Genomic DNA, 15,689 nt, shown 5'->3' with positions numbered 1-15,689 from the left:
CGGCACCGCGCTCAGGCGGTCTTCGCGTTCTCCCACGCGGCGAGGAAACCGCCGAGCTCGGCCTGCTGCTCCCCGTCGAAGGCGTTCTTCGGGAGGAACGCCGCGATCTGCCTGTTGATGAAGAACAGCCAGAACTCCGGCGTCGTCTCGACCCGGCTGAACATGGACCACTTCATCATGGTGGTGGACTGATCGGTGCGGGACTCGTACCCCTCGTCGGTCACCCGCACCGTCGTGGGCACGCAGAGGTAGGTGAGCTGCCGCGTGGCGAGCCGGCGGACCGCCCGGGTCGCCGCCATCGGAGCCGCGACCGCCGCGACGAGCATGCCGATGCCCAGGATGACGGCATCGATCAGGAAGCAGGCGATTCCCGCCGCGACCAGGACCGACGGCAGGACCAGGTAGACCGCCCTGAGCTGCCGCTTGATTCCCAGCTGAAGCGCCCGGGCCACCTCATCGGGAGAGACTTCGTATTTGATTGTGATGTTCACTTGGCCGCCTTCGTCCGATGCGTTGGACATCATCCATCGAGCCGCCGACACACGGCAAACCGCCTCCCTCCGGCAAGGCGCACGTTGCGGTACCCCGGCGCCGGTCTCGCGACGCCGCCGGACGGCGTGGCTCCTCCGCCTCTCCGGGAGAACCGCCGCCCCGGTATCGGACCGGTGGCGCTTCTTTCGGCATGCGGGAGATCAGCCGGTGGGGTGGCCGGGGTGCCCGGCGGCGACTTCATGTGGCGGCGCCGTACCGCTCTCCGCGTCCGCCGGAGAAAGCGGGCAGGGAGATGTTGACAACGGACAAAGCAGCGGTGACACTCACTGAACATAGCGGTAATCAGGGTGCTGCCTAACTCGTTGAATGATGTTAGCGCAAACACTGGAGGTGCCAAGAAAGAGAGACGCGGCCCCGTTACCGGCATTCCCGTCACCCACCCCTGCTGAACGCCATGGCACCTGTTCACGCGGCCCCGCGCCAAAAGCGCGGTGAGGCCGTGTCCGCGGCCGGCGCGAAGGCAGGCGGCTCAATACCCCGCCAACTCCCAGCATGAGACAACTCATCCGCTCCAGGCCGACCTCAGTTCGCCGTCGCGAGAGCGGGCCTCACAGTTCGTCGCGGTGAACCAGCCGCCTCACACAAGCCGTTCTGCCTGCCCTTCTTTTTGTCGACCAATGATGTTAGCGCAAACATACTGGAGCGTTGTCACGCGGAAAGGATCGGCGGATGACAATGACGATGCGAGAGCCGCGAAGAACGCGCCGGCGATGGCGCGCGGCTCTGGCGATGGCCGTCGCGATCACCACCGCCTGGGCCGGGGCGTTCGTCGCCCCGCGACCGGCTTCGGCGGCGACGGTGGACACCGGCGCCTGGTACGTGCTGGTCAACCGGCACAGCGGGAAGGCGCTGGACGTCTACGACCTGGCCACCCACGACGGTGCCCGGATCACGCAGTGGGCGCGCAACGACGGCGCCTGGCAGCAGTGGCGGTTCGTGGATTCCGGCGGCGGCCACTACCGGCTTCTGTCCCGGCACAGCGGCAAGGTCCTGGACGTCTACGGCTTCTCCACCGAAGACCGGGCCCCGATCGTGCAGTGGGCGGACCACAACGGCGTCAACCAGCAGTTCCGGCTCGCCGACTCGGACGGCGGCCATGTGCGCCTGATCAACCGCAACAGCGGGAAGGCCGTGGACGTCCTGGACCACTCCACCGCCGACGGAGCGCAGGTCGTCCAGTACACCGACCTGGGCGGCGCCAACCAGCAGTGGCGGCTGGTCAAGGTCGACGATTCCGGTACGCCTCCGGCGTCGTACCCGAACCCGGGTGTCGTCACCGGCGACATCGGCGTTCACGACCCGTCCATGGTCAAGCGGCCCGAAGGCGGCTACCTGACGGCGTACACCGGCCGCGGCCTCCCCCTGAAGACCTCCGGCGATCGGACGGCCTTCCGCAACGCAGGGGCGGCCTTCCCCGACGGAACTCCGTGGACGGGTCCGTACACCCCCGGAAATCCCGACTTGTGGGCCCCGGACCTCTCCTACCACATCGGCCGGTACTACCTGTACTACTCGGCGTCGACGTTCGGCTCCAACCATTCCGCGATCTTCCTGGCCACCAGCTCCAGCGGCGCGTCGGGGACCTGGACGAACCACGGGCCGGTGATCGAGTCCCGTACGTCCGACGACTTCAACGCGATCGACCCGAACCTGATCGTCGACGATCAGGGGCGCTGGTGGCTGAGCTTCGGTTCGTTCTGGTCCGGGATCAAGCTCGTCCGGCTCGATCCGGCCACCGGGCTGCGCAGCGACGGCACCATGCGCGCCATCGCCGGCCGCGGCGGCGGCGCGATCGAGGCGCCGTACATGTTCAAGCACGGGTCCTACTACTACCTGTACGTGTCGTTCGACCTGTGCTGCCGCGGAGCGTCGAGCACCTACCGCGTCATGGTCGGCCGTTCGGCCAGCCCCGTCGGCCCGTTCCTTGACCGCGACGGCGTTCCCATGACGGACGGCGGCGGAACCGAGGTCCTGGCCGGTCACGGCGGCGTGCACGGCCCCGGCCACCAGGCGGTCCTGGCCGACACCGACGGGGACGTCCTCGTCTACCACTACTACGCCGACAACGGGGCCTCGTTGCTCGGCATCAACTACCTCGGCTACGACGACGCCGGCTGGCCCTACGTCCACTAGGAGGCTCCGATGTCCGACACGTACAGGCACGGCATGGTGAGACGGGCCTGCGCCGTCTTCGTCGCCGCGATCGTCACGCTCGCGCTGTCCGCCGCGGTCGGCACCGGCCGGGCGGAGGCCGCCCCAGGACCGTCCTTCACCAACCCCGTCGTGCCCACGCCGAACAGCGCCGACCCGACGCTGGTCCACCATGGCGGTTACTACTACTACGTCGCGACCACCTGGTCGTCCCAGGTGGTGATGCGCCGGTCGCGGACGATCGCCGGCCTGCGCAGCGCACCGGAGCAGGTCGTCGTGAACACCGGCGGGGACACGATGTGGGCGCCGCACCTGGAGCTCATCGACAACCGCTGGTACCTGTACTACTCCGTGGAGCAGAGTGGCGGGCCGCGCCGCACCCACGTGGCGCAGAGCGCCGGGACCGACCCGCTCGGCCCGTACACCGGCCGCGGGATCATCAACCTGATGCCCGACAACGGGTGGGCGATCGACGCGGCCCCGCTCAAGCTCAACGGCGCCCTGTACATGACGTTCTCGGCGTTCGGGCCGGACGGGCTCCAGTCGCTGTACGTCGCGCCGATGTCCAACCCGTGGACGGCGAGCGCGTTCGGCACCCGGATCTCCGCACCGACGCTGCCGTGGGAACGGCAGGGCGGCAACGTCAACGAGGGATCGTTCGCGCTGCAGCGCGACGGCCGCACGTTCCTGACGTACTCGGCCAGCCACTGCAACACTCCCGACTACAAACTCGGCATGCTGGAGTACCGCGGCGGAAACCCGCTGTCGGCGGGTTCCTGGTCCAAGTTCTCCAACCCGATCTTCCAGCGCGACGACGCGGCCGGGGTCTACGGTCCGGGTCACCACTCGTTCTTCACCTCGCCGGACGGCACCGAGACGTGGATCGCCTACCACGCCAACTCCTCGCCGTCGCAGGGCTGCGGCACGACCCGCACGACGCGGGTGCAGAAGATCTCGTGGAACGCCGACGGCACCCCGAACCTCGGCGTCCCGGTGTCGACGTCGACGGTGCTGCCGGGCCCGTCCGGTGAGAACGCGTCCACCGTGGAGATCCGCAACCGGCACAGCGACCTCTGCCTGGACGACTACAACTGGGTGACCACCCCGGGCGCGGAAGTCCGGCAGTGGACGTGCGGCGACGCCGCCGTCCAGGACTGGTACCTCATTCCGGCCGCCGACGGCTACTACACGCTCAGCAACCGCCATAGCGGCCTGTGCCTGGACGACCGCGACTGGGCGACCGAGCCCGGTTCACCGGTGCAGCAGTGGACGTGCAACGGCCTGGCCGTCCAGCAGTGGCGCATGACGTCGGTGGGTGACGGCTACTACACGCTGACCAACAGGCACAGCGGTCTCTGTCTCGACGACTACAACTGGGGCACCGAGCCCGGCTCCGAAGTACGGCAGTGGACCTGCCTCAACAACAACGCCCAGCACTGGCGCATCGCCTGACCGGGCGACCTGCCTTCTCCTCTCCGTATTCAGCGACACCCATCAGGAGAATCGCATGCCGAGAACCCGCCGAAGTCCGCGACTGGCGCTGGGGGCGGCCGCCGCGGCCGTGCTCGTCGCCATTCCGGTGAGCGCCTGGGCGCAGGCACCGGCCGGCTACACCCTGCAGATCGACGCGGCGGCCGCCGGGCCGGAGATCGCCGACAGCATGCACGGCATCTTCTACGAGGACATCAACCGCGCCGCCGACGGCGGTCTGTACGCCGAACTCGTACAGAACCGCTCGTTCGAATACGACCCCGCCGACAACGGCTCGTACACCGGGCTGACGTCGTGGACCCCGACGTCCGTGGGCGGCGGAACCGGCACCGCGCGGGTGGTGGACGACAGCGCCCGGCTCAACGAGCGCAACCGCCGCCACCTGCGGCTCGACCTCGCCGGAGACGGCGGCGCGTACGGAGTCACCAACGCCGGCTACAACACCGGCATCGCCGTTGAGAAATCGGAGAGGTACGACTTCTCCGTCTGGGCGCGCACCACCGGCCCCGCCGGGACCCGGTTGACGGTGAGGCTGGCGGACACCGCGGGCGTCGAACTGGCCCGGCCGCTGCAGATCACCGTGACCGGTGACGAATGGGTGAAGTACCAGGGCACCGTCCAGGCCGGGCAGGACAGCGCCTTCGGCAGGCTGACCGTGGCCGCGAGCGGCTCGGGGACGGTGCGGCTCGACATGGTGTCGCTGTTCCCCCGCGACACGTTCAAGAACCGGCCGAACGGGCTGCGCGAAGACCTCGCCCAGAAGATCGCCGCACTGAACCCGGGATTCCTGCGCTTCCCCGGCGGCTGCCTGGTCAACACCGGCAGCCACTACGGCTACGAGAGCCCCGACTATGAACGGCGCCGCTCCTACCAGTGGAAGGACACCGTCGGCCCGGTCGAGGAACGGGCCACCAACGCCAACTTCTGGGGCTACAACCAGTCCTACGGCCTGGGCTACTTCGAGTACTTCCAGTTCGCCGAGGACATCGGCGCCATGCCGGTGCCGGTGGTGCCCGCGCTGGTCACCGGATGCGGCCAGAACCAGGCCACCGACGACCCGGACCTGCTGCGGCGGCACATCCAGGACACCCTGGACCTCATCGAGTTCGCCAACGGCCCGGCGACCTCCGCCTGGGGCGCCGAGCGGGCCGAGATGGGGCATCCCGAGCCGTTCGGCCTGACCCACATCGCCGTCGGCAACGAGGAGAACCTGCCGGACGCCTTCTTCGAGCGGTTCCTCCGGTTCCGGGACGCGATCAAGGGCCGGTACCCGGACATCACGGTCATCAGCAACTCCGGTCCCGATGACGCCGGCCCCACCTTCGACCGCGCGTGGCAGCTCGCCCGGCAGTCCGACGCCGAGATGGTGGACGAGCACTACTACAACGATCCGACCTGGTTCCTGGAGAACAACGGCCGCTACGACACCTACGACCGCAACGGCCCCCAGGTGTTCCTCGGTGAATACGCCTCGCGCGACAACCGCTTCTTCAACTCCCTCGCCGAGGCCGCGTACATGACCGGGCTGGAGCGCAACTCCGACATCGTCAAGATGGCCTCCTACGCCCCGCTTCTGGCCAACGTGGACTACGTCCAGTGGCGGCCGGACCTGATCTGGTTCGACAACCACCGCTCGTGGGGATCGACCAGCTACGAGACGCAGAAACTGTTCATGAACAACGTCGGCGACCACGTCGTGCCCAGCGAGGCCAGCGGCACTCCGGGGCTGAGCGAACCGATCACGGGCGTGATCGGGCTGTCCACCTGGCGCACGAGTGCCGCGTACGACGACGTCACGGTCACGTCCGCCGGCGGCGGCACCCTGTTCCAGGACGATTTCTCCGCCGGCGACTCCCGGTGGACGAACGCCGCCGACCGCGGAACCTGGGTGGTCGAGAACGGCGCCTACGTCCAGCGGGACACCGCCGCCGAGAACACCATGGTCACCGCGGGAGATCCCGCCTGGCGCGACTACGACGTGCGCGTGAAGGCCACCAAACGCGCCGGTGCCGAGGGATTCCTGGTCGCCTTCGGCGTCCGCGACACGGGGAACTACTACTGGTGGAACCTCGGCGGGTGGGACAACACGCGCTCCGCGGTGGAGCGCAGCACCGACGGCGCCAAGCAGACCATGATCGAGGACGCCACCCGCATCGAGACGGGCCGGCAGTACGACCTGCGTGTCGAGGTCCGGGGCCGGAAGGTGACCCTGTACCTGGACGGGCAGGTGTGGGGCTCGTTCACCGACACCGCGGTGGCCGAACCGTTCCGGCAGGTCGTCACCCGCGACCAGAGCACCGGCGAACTGATCGTCAAGGTGGTCAACGCCCAGGCCACGGCCGCGCGCACCCGGATCGACCTGGGCGACGGCGTCAAGGTGGGCCCGCTCGCCCGCCTGACCACCCTGCGCGGCGACCCGGAAGCGGTCAACACCGCGGATTCCCAGCCCGTCCGTCCGGTGGAATCGACCCTCCGCGGCGTCGGCAACGAGTTCACGCACACGTTCGCGCCGTACTCCATCACCTTCATGCGCGTCAGGGCGAGACCCTGACGCCGATCCCTGAATGACCGGCGCCGTGCGGCCCTCCTCGGGGACGGCCGCACGACGCGTTCAGGCCGCCGGCTCGTGCGCGGAGGAGGAGCGGGCCTTCCTCCGGGTGCCGACCAGGCGCTGCAAGGCGATGAAGGCGAACAGGAGGACGCTGATGGCGATGCGGGTCCACCAGGAGCTGAGCGTGCCCTCGAAGGTCAGCATGGTCTTGATGACGGCAAGGACGAGGACGCCCAGCAGCGTGCCGAACACGTATCCGGAGCCGCCGGTCAGTACGGTGCCGCCGATGACGACGGCGGCGATGGCGTCGAGTTCCATGCCGACGGCGTGCAGGCCGTCGCCGGACAGGGTGTAGAAGGCGAACAGGACGCCCCCGAGGGCCGAGCAGAACCCGCTGATGGCGTACACCTGGATCTTCGTGCGGGCGACGGGCAGCCCCATGAGCAGCGCGGACTGCTCTCCCCCGCCGATCGCGTAGACGTTGCGCCCGTTCCGCGTCCAATGCAGGACGTACACGGCCACGGCGAAGACGACCAGGGCGATGACGGCTCCGGCGGAGACGCGGACGCCGCCCGGCACGGTGATCCGGTTGAGCGCGACGGCGTCGAAGAAGCCGTTCTCGATGGAGATCTGCTTCTCGCTGATGGTGAAGCACAGGCCGCGGGCGAGGAACATCCCGGCGAGCGTGGCGATGAAGGGCTGGATCTCGAAGACGTGGATCACGTACCCCATGGCGGCGCCGAAGACCGTCCCGACGAGCAGGACGACCACGATCACCAGCGGGCCGGGCACGCCGAGCCTGGACGTGCCGACCGCGCACAACATGCCCGACAGGGCGACGACCGACCCGACCGACAGGTCGATGCCGCCGCTCAGGATGACGAACGTCATGCCGATGGCGACGACCAGGAGGAACGCGTTGTCGATGAACAGGTCGGCGAAGACCTGGGCGGTGCCGAAATTCTCGTACCGCAGCGCCCCGGTGACGAACGCCAGGACGAACAGGCCGAGCGTGACGAGGACCGGGACGTGCCGGCGGTGTACCGCGGGCAGGGCGAGCGCGGTGGTCATGCGGGGACCTCCACTTTCTTGTCCGCGGGAGGCGGGTCCGTGGGCGGTGGAACGGGGCGGCGGGGACGGCGGCGCGCGACCTTCGCGCGGAAGGCCGGGGACTGGAGCAGGCACACGATGGTGACGACGACGGCCTCGAACACCAGCGTGGTGCGCGGCGGGATCCCGGCGGTGTAGATCGTGGTGTCCAGCGTCTGGATGATGAGCGCGCCGACGACGGTGCCCGCGATGGAGAACCGTCCCCCGGTGAGGGCGGTGCCGCCGAGCACCACCGCGAGGATCGCGTCCAGCTCGATCCACAGCCCGGCGTTGTTGCCGTCGGCCGCGGACACGTCCGAGGCGATCATCCACCCGGCGACCCCGGCGCACATCCCGCAGAACATGTAGCCGAGCACGATCAGCCCGGACGCGCGGATGCCGACGAGCCGGGACGCCTCCGCGTTGCCGCCGACCGACTCCAGGAGCAGCCCGAGCGCGGTCCGGCGGGCGAGCACGGCCGCGGTCGCCACGGCGGCCGCCACGATGAGGACCGCGACGGGCAGCCCCAGCACGTGGCCGCCCCCGATCGTGGAGAAGCCGGAGTCCTGGTCGATCGTGATGATCTGCCCGCCGGTGATCAGCTGGGCGATGCCGCGTCCGCCGACCATGAGGATGAGCGTCGCGATGATCGGCTGGATCTTCAGCCGGGTGACCAGGAGCCCGTTCCACAGGCCGAGCGCCAGGCACAGCGCCAGGCTCAGCGTGAGCGCGGCGGTCAGCCCGTGCCCCTCGCTGATCAGGTAGCAGGCCATCGCGCCGCTGATCGCCACCACCGAGCCCACCGACAGGTCGATGCCGCCGGTGGCGATGACCATGGTCATGCCGAGCGACACCATGATCAGCGGGGCGCCGAACCGCAGGATGTCGATGAGGCTGCCGTACAGGTGCCCCTGCCGGACCTTGATGGCGAGGAAGTCCGGCGTGAAGGCCGCGTTGACCAGCAACAGCAGCACGAGCACCGCGACCGGCCAGAACAGCCGGTGCCGTGTCAGGCGCGCCGGCTTCGCCGTGTTCATGACGTTCAGGGCGCTCATGACGCTCCGTTCGCGATCGTCTCGAGGAGGCGCTCGGGTGTGAGCGACCCGTCGTTGGCGAGTTCGGCGACGAGCGTGCGGTCCCGCAGCACCTCCACCTTGTGCGAGAGCCGCAGCACCTCCTCCAGCTCGGCGGAGATGAACAGCACGCCCATGCCGTCGTCGGCGAGGGACACGACGAGCTTCTGGATCTCGGTCTTGGCGCCGACGTCGATGCCGCGGGTCGGCTCGTCCAGGATCAGCAGCCGGGGCCGGGTGATGAGCCAGCGCGCGAGCAGCACCTTCTGCTGGTTGCCGCCGCTGAGGTTGCGGACCGGCGTGCCGGGGGACGGCGGCTGGATCCGCAGCGTCCCGATGTACTCGGTGACCAGCTCGTCGCGGCGTTTCGGCGGCATCGGCCTCGTCCAGCCGCGGGCCGCCTGGAGGGCGAGGACGATGTTCTCCGCGACGGTCAGGTCCATGACCAGGCCGTCGCCCTTGCGGTCCTCCGGGCAGAACGCGATGCCGCGGTCGATCGCGGCGCGCGGTGTCCGCAGCGCGACGATCTCCTCACCCACCCGGACGTGCCCGGTGTCGGCCGCCTCCGCGCCGAACACGAGCCGGGCCAGTTCCGAGCGTCCCGACCCGAGCAGCCCGGCCAGGCCGACGACCTCCCCCTCGTGGATCTCCAGATCGACCGGTGTGATCGCGCCGGCCCGCCCGGCGCGCTCCAGGGCAAGGAGCCGCTTCCCGCGCGCGATGGCGGGCGCGGCCTCTTCGAGCTGCTCCAGGTCGTGCAGTTCCTGGCCGGTCATCCGGGACACCAGGTCGAACCGGCCGAGCTCGCCGATCGGGTACTCCCCGACCAGCCCGCCGTTGCGCAGGACGGTGACCCGGTCGCAGATCTCGTAGATCTGGTCGAGGAAATGCGAGACGAAAAGGATCGCCACGCCGTCGTCGCGCAGCCGCCGCATCACCGCGAACAGCCGCTCCACCTCGCCGCGGTCGAGGCTGGACGTCGGCTCGTCCAGGATCAGCACCTTGGCGTCCAGGTCGACGGCCCGCACGATCGCGACCAGCTGCTGGACGGCGAGGGACTGCGTGCCGAGCGGCGCGGCCACATCGACGTCCAGGTCGAGGCGGGCCAGCAGTTCGGCGGACCTGCGCCGGATCCGCGGCCAGTCGATCCGGCCGAATCTCCGGGGCTCGCGGCCGATGAAGATGTTCTCCGCCACCGACAGGTTGGGGCAGAGGTTGACCTCCTGGTAGACGGTGCTGATGCCGAGCCGCTGGGCGTGCGTCGGGTCATGGACCCGCCGTTCCCGGCCGTCCAGCGTCATGCGGCCCCCGTCCGCCTGGTGGACGCCGGTGAGGACCTTGATCAGCGTGGACTTCCCGGCGCCGTTCTCGCCCATGAGGGCGTGGATCTCGCCCGGGAACAGCCGGAAGGCCACGTCGTCGAGCGCACGCACCCCCGGGAATTGCTTGGAGATTCCGGTGACCTCCAGGACGGGCTCAGCCACGATTCCCTCCCTGTCTTCCTCGCTTCGTCGGTTTCCCGGCTTCGTCCCTGACGGCTCCCGCCGCGTCCGCGGCGGACGGCGGACGCGGCGGGAGCCCGGGGGTCAGTACTTCCGGGTCGGGAGGGCCTTCTTGGCGGCCGCCTGGTCGAAGACCGTCTCCTCGGTGATGATGCGCCGTTCGACGGGCTCGTCGGCGTTCACCTTCTTGACGATGTCCATGAGCTGTCCGCCGAGGAGCGGGTTGCACTCCACGATGAAGTTGATCTTGCCGTCGGCGAGGGCCTGCATCCCGTCCTTGACGGCGTCCACCGTGATGATCTTGATGTCCTCGCCCGGCTTGAGCCCGGCCTCCTCGATCGCCTGGATCGCGCCGAGGCCCATGTCGTCGTTGTGCGCGTACAGCACGTCGATGTCCTTGTGGGCCTTCAGCAGGGCCTGCATGACCTCCTTGCCCTTGGCGCGGGTGAACTCCCCGGACTGGGAGGCGATCACCTTGAGGTTCGGGTCGGCCTTGATGACCTCCTCGAAGCCCTTCTTGCGGTCGATCGCCGGCGCCGCGCCGACCGTGCCCTCGAGCTGGACGATGTTCACCGGCCCCTCGGCGTCCTTGGAGTCCTCCACCAGCCACTGGCCGGCCTTCTTGCCCTCCTCGACGAAGTCCGAGCCGAGGAACGTCACGTACATGGACGGGTCGGAGTCCACCGCGCGGTCGGTGAGCACGACCGGGATGCCGGCCGCCTTCGCCTCCTTGAGGACCGCGTCCCAGCCGGTGACGACGACCGGCGAGAACGCGATGACGTCGACCTTCTGCTTGATGAAGGAGCGGATCGCCGCGATCTGGTTCTCCTGCTTCTGCTGGGCGTCGGCGAACTTGAGGTCGATGCCGGCGGCCTTGGCCTCCTCCTTGATCGACTTGGTGTTCGCCGTCCGCCAGCCGCTCTCGGCGCCGACCTGGGAGAAGCCCAGGGTGATCGAGCCGGAGCCGGAGCCGGAACCGGAACCGGAGCCGGAGTCGCCGCAGGCGGTCAGGGCCGTCAGGGCGAGCGCCGTGCTCGCGGCCGCGGCGAGGATTCTTCGCAACATCGGGGGTTTCTCCTTTGAGGGACGACGGAGATGTTAGCGCTAACATTCCGGACGAGGGGATGCGGGACGGTGGGGGACGACAGGGGTCAGCCGCGGCGGGCCGCGGTGCTTTCGCGGACGATGAGTTCGGGGCCGACGACGCGCCGGCCATGGGCGCCGTCCGCGGCGGGACGGCCGATTCGGTCCATCAGCAGGGCGAACGCGTGCCGCCCGACCTCGCCGAAGTTCTGCCGGACGGTGGTCAGGGGCGGAGAGAAGTACGGGGACTCGGGGACGTTGTCGAAGCCGACGACGCTGACGTCCTGCGGTATCCGGCGGTCCGCCTCGCGCAGCGCCCGCAGCAGGCCGAGGGCCATGGCGTCGTTCGCGGCGAACACCGCGGTGACGGACGGGTCACGAGCGATCATCCTGCCCAGGTCATAGCCGGACCGGGCGGACCAGTCCCCCACCAGCGAGGCGGGTTCCCGGCACCGCCCGGCCGCCAGGGCCGCACGCCAGCCGGCCTCCCGGCCGCCCGCGTCCACCCAGTCGGCCGGACCGGACAGATGCCACACCGTCTCGTGCCCCATGTCGAGGAGATGACGCGTGGCCCGCACCGCCCCGACATGCTGATCGACCGCGGCCAGCGGGAACGGCAGTTCCTCGGCCGCGCCGACCACCACGATCGGCAGGTCCGGGGGGAGGTCGCGCAGCCCCTCGGCCGCCGACATGTGCGGCGCCACGATGATGATGCCGTCGACCGCCTGACCGCGCAGCCTGTCCACGCCCTCGCCGATCGACCGGCGGTTCAGCGCGCTCAGGCTGACGATGCTGATCAGGTAGTCGTGTTCGCGCGCCGCCCGCTCGATGCCGTACACCGTGGAGGCCGGACCGTACAGCGTCGTGTCGAAGCTGACGACGCCCAGGACGCCCGACCGCCCCGTCACCAGGACCCGCGCGGCCACATTCGGCCGGTAGTCCAGCGCACGGACGGCGGCGAGCACGCGGGCGCGGGTGGACGCGCGCACCTTCCCGGGCGAGTTGAGGACGCGGGACACCGTCATGGCCGAGACGCCGGCCAGCGCGGCCACGTCCTCCATGAGGACGCGGCGCCCCTCGGCCGGGCCCCGATCGGCCGGACGCCGGCCCGTCGACTCGCCCATCGTGCCTCCATGTGCCGAACACGCTTGCAGGAATGTTTGCGATAACGCGTTCCGCTGTCAATACCCAAGCACCCGAAGCATGCGTCGGATCGCCGATGGAACAGGGAATCAGCCCGACCTGACCTGTCATCAGGGTTTGCCGACGGGCAGGCATTGACGAGGTGTTCCGATAGCGCTAACACCCCCGCCGAGGGTCAGGGCGTGAGGATGGCGCGGCCGCGGACACGTCCGGCGTCGAGGGCGTCGACGGCGGACTGGAAGTCGTCCAGGGCGTACTTCTCGGTGTGCAGGGTGACCGCGCCGCGGGCCGCGAGGGCCATCAGGTCGCACAGGTCGTTGTAGGAGCCGACCAGGTTCCCGATGATGTTGATCTCGGCGGAGATGATGTCGATCGTGGGAACGTCGATGTTCTCGCCGTACCCGACCACGTGGTAGTCCCCCGCTTCGCGGAGCATGCGCACGCCCTCGGCGGTCGTGCCGCCCTCGCCGACGAAGTCGACGACCACTTCGGCGCCGCCGCCGGTGAGGTCGAGGACCTTGCCGACGTGCTCGCCGTCCGCGACGATCCCGTGGTCGGCGCCGATCGAGGACGCGAGCTTCACCGCGTCCGGGTCGCGGTCGACCACGATCAGCCGGGCCGCGCTGATCGCCTTGAGCACCTGGACGCCGATGTGTCCGAGGCCCCCGGACCCGATGATCACGCACCGGTCGCGAGGCGTCAGCCGGCGCGCCGCCTTCGCCGCGGCGTGGTAGGCGGTGAGGCCGGCGTCCGCGTAGGCCGCGACGTCGGCGGGTTCCAGCGACTCGTCGAGCTTCACCACGCTGCGCGCGGACGTCCTGAGGTAGTCGGCGTACCCGCCGTCGGCGTCGATCCCGGGGAACCGGCTGCTCTCGCAGTGCACGTCGTCCCCGGACCGGCAGGCGCGGCACAGCCCGCAGGTGATCAGCGGGTGCACGATCACCTTGTCGCCCTCGGCGACGTTCGTGACCGCGGAGCCGACGGCGTGCACCCATCCGGCGTTCTCGTGCCCGATCGTGTACGGCAGTTCCACCCCGGACTTCTCCGCCCACTGCCCCTCGAGAATGTGCAGGTCGGTCCGGCACACCCTGGCGCCGCCGATCTTCACGACCACGTCGAACGGACCTTCCGGTTCGGGGACGGGCACGTCGTCCATCCGCAGGTTCTCGTGGTAGCCGACGACCCGCACGGCTCGCATCGAACTCATGAGAAGCGCTCCTTGAGGTAGACCGCGTACGCCGGACCCACGGCGCGGCGCCATCGCACCCGCCGCCTGCCCGCGTGCATACCCGTGGCCGCCGCCCCTGACCATCACCACCCGGCCCGACACGGCCGGCGCCCGGCCCCATCGGGCCTCCCCCCATGCGACCGGTCTCGCTCGCTCTCGCGGGTGATGTGCCGCGTCACGCCCCATCTGACGATCAGCGCCGCGATCATGCCGTTGCCCTACGGGCTCATCCGCCTGACCTGGTTCACGCCCTGGGCCTGGTGGTGTTCGTTCCGCTCAGCCTCTGGGGACCGCTGCTCGCCGGGGCGGCCATGGCGTACTACTACCGGCGGCGGGAAACCTGCGCCCACTGCCACGAAGGACCACCGGTCCGGCGAGAGCCGGTCGCGCTCCCCGCTTGAGCCGGAAATCGTCGCCTGTTCGGGACGAAAAAGCCGCAGATCGCTTGATCTGCGGCTTGCCGCTGTACCCCCGAGCGGATTCGAACCGCCGTTACCGCCTTGAGAGGGCGGCGTCCTAGGCCACTAGACGACGGGGGCCGGACTGTGCACCCGAGCGATGTCCCCCTCGGGCCTGACCCACCCTACCGGACACCACCCCCCGCCTCGACCCGTTTTCGCCCCGGCCACCGCCGATCCCGCGTGCGGGACACCGGCCGATCGCCGAACCAATGAACCAATGAACCAATGCAGCATGTGAACGTCGCAGACGGACGTCCCGCGCGGCCGCCGCTCCCATATGCGGGCGCGCATCTATGCCTGGTCTGGTGCGGTTCTTGGACGATGCAGATGAGGGTCCCGCGCGTACGCTTCAACCGGCGTGAGGGCGAAGCCCGAACATCAGGGGTTCCAGGGGGTCGCCCCTTGGAAGACACCACGGGAGGGCGAAGGTGGCAAAGGCCACCGAGCAGGCCGGGCTACGTACCCCCGAGCGGATTCGAACCGCCGTTACCGCCTTGAGAGGGCGGCGTCCTAGGCCACTAGACGACGGGGGCGTGTGTCCACGAAAGAGTGGACGCAGCTGGGGTACCAGGACTCGAACCTAGACTAAGTGAACCAGAATCACTCGTGCTGCCGATTACACCATACCCCAGTGAGGTACGGGCTTCCGTGCCGTTTCCGGCTGGTCGCTCGCGCCTCGATGAGAATACAGGACCACGGGACTTCGACCAAAACGATTGGTGCGGGAGGTCAAGCGGGCGGCCCCATGTGACGCCGCCCCCAGTCGACGAGGGGACGCAGGCGGCGCCATGACTCGCGGACCCGCGTCACCACCTCGGGGGTCAGCATCCACGGGTCGGCCGGCCACCCTTCGTGGGCGTAGAGCGAGCGGTGCCGCAGGAGTCCCAGGCGGGGATGGTCGGGCGGCGTGCCACGGGGGCGGGTCTTGAGCCGCTCTCCCGCGATCTCCATCCCGGCGGAGCGCAGATCGTCCACGATGGCCTGGAGTTCCTTGCCGGACGTGTCGGAGCCGACGGCGTCGCGGTAGCGGCGGAGCTGCTCGGGTGCGGGCGCGTACATGCCGCCGGCGGCCATCAGGCCGTCCGCGTCGATCTGGAGGTAGAAGCCCTCGCTCGTGTGGCCGCCCTGGTGTGTCTTGTAGGGCGACTTGTCCTTGCTGAACCTGAGGTCGCGGTACGGGCGGAAGAGCTTGACCGCGCCGAACTCCTCTTCGAGTTCGGCGCACAGCTCGGTCATCGGTTCGCGCACATGGCGTTCGTACGTCTCCTTGTGGGCCGTCCAGTACGACTTGCTGTTGTCGGCCTGCAAGCCCTCGTAGAACTCGAACGCCTCGTCGGTGAAGCCGCCGAACGCCATGGCTCCCCC

At 69.5% G+C, this 15,689-nt stretch carries 11 protein-coding genes and 3 tRNA genes; 3 read left to right on the top strand and 11 right to left on the bottom strand.

The features are described 5' to 3' along the window. Positions 1 to 11 precede the first annotated feature (11 nt). The gene (locus ACTWPP_RS31785; RefSeq protein WP_443108077.1) at positions 12 to 491 is read right to left on the bottom strand and encodes a YcxB family protein; all 480 of its coding nucleotides are present in this window, start codon (positions 489 to 491) and stop codon (positions 12 to 14) included. Between the two features lie 790 nt (positions 492 to 1,281). Between ACTWPP_RS31785 and ACTWPP_RS31780 the strand changes: the two genes are divergently transcribed. Genes ACTWPP_RS31780 through ACTWPP_RS31770 form a run of 3 tightly spaced genes read left to right on the top strand, consistent with a single transcriptional unit; the run spans position 1,282 to position 6,745 of the window. After that, positions 1,282 to 2,685: a family 43 glycosylhydrolase gene (locus tag ACTWPP_RS31780; RefSeq protein WP_443108076.1), complete on the top strand. Its 1,404-nt coding sequence runs from the start codon at positions 1,282 to 1,284 to the stop codon at positions 2,683 to 2,685. A 9-nt stretch (positions 2,686 to 2,694) separates the two neighbouring features. Further along, the gene (locus ACTWPP_RS31775) at positions 2,695 to 4,155 is read left to right on the top strand and encodes a family 43 glycosylhydrolase (protein ID WP_443108075.1); all 1,461 of its coding nucleotides are present in this window, start codon (positions 2,695 to 2,697) and stop codon (positions 4,153 to 4,155) included. A gap of 55 nt (positions 4,156 to 4,210) precedes the next feature. Then, the gene (locus ACTWPP_RS31770; RefSeq protein ID WP_443108074.1) at positions 4,211 to 6,745 is read left to right on the top strand and encodes an alpha-L-arabinofuranosidase C-terminal domain-containing protein; all 2,535 of its coding nucleotides are present in this window, start codon (positions 4,211 to 4,213) and stop codon (positions 6,743 to 6,745) included. A gap of 60 nt (positions 6,746 to 6,805) precedes the next feature. Here ACTWPP_RS31770 and yjfF read toward each other — a convergent pair whose 3' ends face one another. The 10 genes from yjfF to ACTWPP_RS31720 form a co-directional block, all read right to left on the bottom strand. Beyond that, positions 6,806 to 7,816, bottom strand: coding sequence for a galactofuranose ABC transporter, permease protein YjfF (gene yjfF / locus ACTWPP_RS31765; RefSeq protein WP_443108073.1), 1,011 nt, complete (start codon positions 7,814 to 7,816; stop codon positions 6,806 to 6,808). Beyond that, positions 7,813 to 8,889, bottom strand: a complete 1,077-nt coding sequence (locus tag ACTWPP_RS31760) for an ABC transporter permease (RefSeq protein WP_443108072.1) — start codon at positions 8,887 to 8,889, stop codon at positions 7,813 to 7,815. Before ACTWPP_RS31760 ends, yjfF begins: the two co-directional genes overlap by 4 nt. Continuing rightward, complete coding sequence (locus ACTWPP_RS31755; protein ID WP_443108071.1) at positions 8,886 to 10,391, bottom strand: sugar ABC transporter ATP-binding protein; 1,506 nt, start codon at positions 10,389 to 10,391, stop codon at positions 8,886 to 8,888. Before ACTWPP_RS31755 ends, ACTWPP_RS31760 begins: the two co-directional genes overlap by 4 nt. 102 nt (positions 10,392 to 10,493) lie before the next feature. Next, positions 10,494 to 11,474 carry an ABC transporter substrate-binding protein gene (locus ACTWPP_RS31750; RefSeq protein ID WP_443108070.1) on the bottom strand — a complete coding sequence of 327 codons (981 nt, stop codon included), beginning with the start codon at positions 11,472 to 11,474 and terminating at the stop codon, positions 10,494 to 10,496. Positions 11,475 to 11,560: 86 nt separating this feature from the next. Continuing rightward, on the bottom strand, positions 11,561 to 12,616 hold the full coding sequence (locus ACTWPP_RS31745) for a LacI family DNA-binding transcriptional regulator (RefSeq protein WP_443108069.1): 1,056 nt from the start codon (positions 12,614 to 12,616) through the stop codon (positions 11,561 to 11,563). A gap of 194 nt (positions 12,617 to 12,810) precedes the next feature. Beyond that, positions 12,811 to 13,842, bottom strand: a complete 1,032-nt coding sequence (locus ACTWPP_RS31740) for an NAD(P)-dependent alcohol dehydrogenase (protein ID WP_443108068.1) — start codon at positions 13,840 to 13,842, stop codon at positions 12,811 to 12,813. Positions 13,843 to 14,329: 487 nt separating this feature from the next. Beyond that, positions 14,330 to 14,402: transfer RNA gene (locus ACTWPP_RS31735), tRNA-Glu, on the bottom strand. A gap of 382 nt (positions 14,403 to 14,784) precedes the next feature. After that, positions 14,785 to 14,857, bottom strand: a tRNA-Glu gene (locus tag ACTWPP_RS31730). A gap of 26 nt (positions 14,858 to 14,883) precedes the next feature. Further along, positions 14,884 to 14,955, bottom strand: a tRNA-Gln gene (locus ACTWPP_RS31725). Positions 14,956 to 15,053: 98 nt separating this feature from the next. After that, entirely contained in the window at positions 15,054 to 15,680 is a 627-nt protein-coding gene (locus ACTWPP_RS31720) for a DUF2461 domain-containing protein (protein WP_443108067.1), read from the bottom strand. Between the last annotated feature and the right edge of the window lie 9 nt (positions 15,681 to 15,689).

It is taken from the genome of Actinomadura sp. 3N407 (genome assembly GCF_052245875.1).
Lineage (GTDB): Bacteria > Actinomycetota > Actinomycetes > Streptosporangiales > Streptosporangiaceae > Spirillospora.
The sequence above is the reverse complement of the archived record's forward strand: the minus strand, read 5'-3'. Positions and strand labels throughout refer to the sequence as shown.